The sequence below is a fragment of the uncultured Cetobacterium sp. genome, assembly GCF_947039425.1.
Classification (GTDB): Bacteria; Fusobacteriota; Fusobacteriia; order Fusobacteriales; family Fusobacteriaceae; genus Cetobacterium_A.
In genome coordinates, this window is the sequence record NZ_CAMQYW010000190.1 from 1 (window position 1) to 3,871 (window position 3,871).

A 3,871-nucleotide genomic window follows, 5' to 3' on the forward strand; every position below is an offset into this window, starting at 1 on the left:
ATAAAAAATATGGAGGTTTTAGATAGAGATGTTGGAGATTATACAATTTTTAATGAAAATAACAAAAAGATTAATTTTTTACAAAAGAATTTTTTAAATGGTAAACTATTCTTAAATGTTCCAAATGGTAAATATTTCTTAAAGGGAGAATATGGAGATACTAAAGAGATATCTTTTCAGAAAAAAAATAGATGGGAAAGAATTGAAGTTAATTTTTTAGGAAATCCTTTTTCAAAAAAACAAGAAAATATTTTAAATATAATTACAGGAGCTTTAATTATTTTAAATTTATTCATGTTTAAAAGTGTTAAAAGTAGATTAAAAAAAGACAAAATTCTCTATTTCCTATTTTCAGTACTAATGGCAAAACTATTTTTTAGTTTTAGAAGTAGTTTTCAACCAGATATTTTTAGAATTGCTAGTTTTTTAATTACTAACATTTTTGGTTTTACCCTTATTTATTATATTCTAGAAAATATAATTGATAAAAAATACTCTTTTATAAGAAAATTTGTATATTCTCTTTTAAGTATTATTTATATCTATAATTTAACGTTATTAACAACAGTTACATCTCCACAAAATTATGCATATATATTAACTTATCATGAAGATTTCTTTTCTTTTTTAAGATTTTTTAATAAAAATATAGATATTTCAAAAATTATTTTTATACTCGCTCTATTTAAATTTTTTAATAAACAAAATAAACTAAATAAAGGTCAAATCTTATCTTGGTTGCCTGTAGGATTTGCATATTTTATAATAGTATTTTTTAATACTTTATTCCCTCATTTAAAAGAATTAAATTACTTCATAAAAACTATGGAATACTTATGCTTATATTGGGGAATAGTATTTTTAATTTTAAGAGTTTATAGAGCTGATTTAGATAGAGTTATCAGATATATTTTAGGTTTTTCTATGGCATATATTGCTCTATTCTTTTTTAAGACTTTATTAGAACCATTTATGATTCTAGGTACAATATTTATATTAGATTTTTACAGTTTAATTTTCAAAAACATTTTTTTAACTAAAAATGAAATACTTGAAAAAAGTTATAATAAACTTTCACTAGCTAGAAATAAAAAAGAGTTTGAAATACAACTTGAAAAAGAGATAAAAAAACACACTCAAATAAATAAAGTAACTGTTCATTTATTTAAAAATGATAATGAAAGAGAGAAAATTATATCTTATATTGAAAAAGATAAATTTATTAATAATAAATTCATTTTAGATAAAAATTATTCTTTTGGTTTAAGAATTGAATTTAATGGAAATCCTTGTATTGGAGTAATCTTAGTAGAAACATCAGAAAGTAAATTAACAATAGCAGATACAAACTATCTATTAGGTATTGTAGATATTACTTCTAATTTAGCCAGTGGATTAAGATTAATTTCTATTTGTGAGGGGTTGATATTAGATGATTAAAATTGGAGTTGATGCTAATTCAGATTTATTGACATTATTAAAAGAAACATTAGATTACAATTTTATACAAATATCCCCTGAAAACTCATTTGAATATAAAATAGTTATTTTAGATATTGAAATTAAAAATTTATCTGAAAAAATTAAAAATTTATCAAGTAAAGGATGTAATATTATTATATTATTAGGAAATAATAATATTAAAGAGATGAGAACTCTTTTAAAATCTAAATATGTTGATGACTGTATTCTAAGACAAGATATTTATAATATTGAAAATAGTATTGAAGATATTTTAGTTAAAAGAAACAACTTTACACAATTTTATTTAAAGGATACTTTTTACAAAGGAATTATTGAATTTTCAGAAGTTTTATATATTGATTATTGTAGAATCTCTAGAAAAACTAAATTTAATTTAACAAATAATAAATCATTTACATTAAAAAGAAATTTTTCAGATATTGAAGATTTTTTAGAAAATATTGATATATTCTTTAAATTGGAAAGAGGTCTAATTATAAATACGTCATTAATTAAATTTCTCGATTATAAAGAGGAACAAATAATTTTTAAAGACAACTCTGTCTTATATATAAGTAAAAGTAAAATGAAAGATTTAGAAGAGACAAATATTTTTTCTATAGGTAAATTAGTTTTAAGTTCATCAAATATATAATTTACACTAAATTTAGGATACTCCCATATAGATTTTAAGAGGCTTTTAAAAGCCCCTTAAAATCTATATCTAATCCTTGATATAACAATTATTATCATCACAAGTATAAAAAACTTCATTTTGAATCTCATCTTTATTAAAAAAAGCTATGTTATTTAATGTTACTTTTGCTATTTCTTTGACAGCCTCTTCAGTAAAAAATGCTTGATGGGATGTTATTAATACATTATTAAAACTCAATAAACGAGCTAAAATATCATCTTCTACAATATCATTTGAAAAATCTTCAAAGAAATATTCACTTTCTTCTTCATAAACGTCAAGAGCAGCAGCTCCAACTTTATGATCTTTTAAAGCTTCTACTAAATCAACAGAATCAATTAAAGCTCCTCTTCCTGTATTTATAATAGTAACTCCATCTTTCATTAAATTCATGCTACTTCTATTAATCATATATTTTGTTTCTGGTGTTAAAGGACAATTTAGAGATATAATATCTGATATTCTATATAGAGTATCTAAAGAAACATATTCAAATCCTAACTCTTGTGAAACCTTATTATCAGGATATTTATCATAAGCTATAATATTCATATTAAAACCTTTTAATATTCTAATTAAAATTTTAGCAATTCTTCCAGTTCCAATAATTCCAATAGTTTTATGCTCAAGATTAAATCCAAGTAATCCTTCTAAAGAAAAATTTCCCTCTCTTGTTCTAATATAAGCTTTATTTATTTTTCTATTTAAAGTTAAAAGTAAAGCAATTGTATATTCTGCAATAGCACTTGGAGAATATGCAGGAACCCTTACAATTTTTATCTTGTCTTTTGCATACTTAATATTAATATTATTATATCCAGAACATCTTAGAGCAATTAACTGAACTCCCATCTTAACTAACATATCAATAACATTTTTATCAATAGAATCATTAACAAAACAACAAACTACACTATACCCCTCTGCTAATTCTGCAGTTTCAAGATTTAATTTGTTCTCTAAAAATGTAATTTTAAAATCATGGTTTTCATTTTCTTTTAAAAAAAAATTTTTGTCGTATTTTTTAGTGTCATAAAATAATATTTTCATAATATTTCTCCTTTAAAATTATTTTACCCCTCATAAATCTATACTACAATAGTATCAACTTTTAATAAAAAAGGATATCTTTTTTGATATCCTTAATTGTTTTCATATGTTTTTGATTTAGTAATATTCATAACTTTATTGATGTCTAAGTTTTCTTCATAAGCACAATTTTTACAAATAAAGGATAATATATTATGATTTTCCTCATTTAAAAATCCACATGAACTACAAATATTGTTTAAATTTAAAGAATCTATATATTTTAAATTTATTCCATTCATTTTACATTTATATTCTAAAAGTTCATATAATTGAGAATAATTCCAATTTTTTAAAAAAAATAACTCTTTAATATTATGTTCATAATTTTTAAAAAATTCTAAATTAATCTGTTTACATCTTAACTTTATTGCATTTTTTATAATTTCAGAACTTAAAAAATGATTATAATTTTTTGTAAATCTTTTTTCTTTTTCTTTAAGTCTTTCTAAAGACTCCAATTTTCTTTTTTTACCTTTCCCACCTTTAATTATTAATAAAGAATTTAAAATTGATTTCTTTTGCTTCTCTAAAATTAATTTAAGCCTTAAAAAATCATTAATATCTCCTAATTTATTAATCTTTAAATTTATATTACTAGACATATAAATTGGAATATCT

The 3,871-nt window shown here is 21.0% G+C and carries 4 protein-coding genes; 2 read left to right on the plus strand and 2 right to left on the minus strand.

Annotation, left to right across the window (positions count from 1 at the left end):
* Both Q0V09_RS08855 and Q0V09_RS08860 read left to right on the plus strand, forming a co-directional pair.
* On the plus strand, positions 1–1,440 hold a 1,440-nt coding region (locus Q0V09_RS08855), incomplete at its 5' end, for a hypothetical protein (RefSeq protein WP_297488659.1).
* Positions 1,433–2,119 (plus strand): LytTR family transcriptional regulator DNA-binding domain-containing protein, encoded by a 687-nt coding sequence (locus Q0V09_RS08860; RefSeq protein ID WP_297407544.1) that lies wholly within the window; start codon positions 1,433–1,435, stop codon positions 2,117–2,119. The genes Q0V09_RS08855 and Q0V09_RS08860, both read left to right, overlap by 8 nt.
* Before the next feature lie 69 nt (positions 2,120–2,188).
* Here the strand turns inward: Q0V09_RS08860 and Q0V09_RS08865 are convergent, their stop codons facing one another.
* Positions 2,189–3,211 carry a 2-hydroxyacid dehydrogenase gene (locus tag Q0V09_RS08865; protein WP_297488662.1) on the minus strand — a complete coding sequence of 341 codons (1,023 nt, stop codon included), beginning with the start codon at positions 3,209–3,211 and terminating at the stop codon, positions 2,189–2,191.
* 92 nt (positions 3,212–3,303) lie between these two features.
* Positions 3,304–3,871: zinc ribbon domain-containing protein (locus tag Q0V09_RS08870; protein WP_297488665.1), on the minus strand; the 568-nt coding region annotated here is incomplete at its 5' end.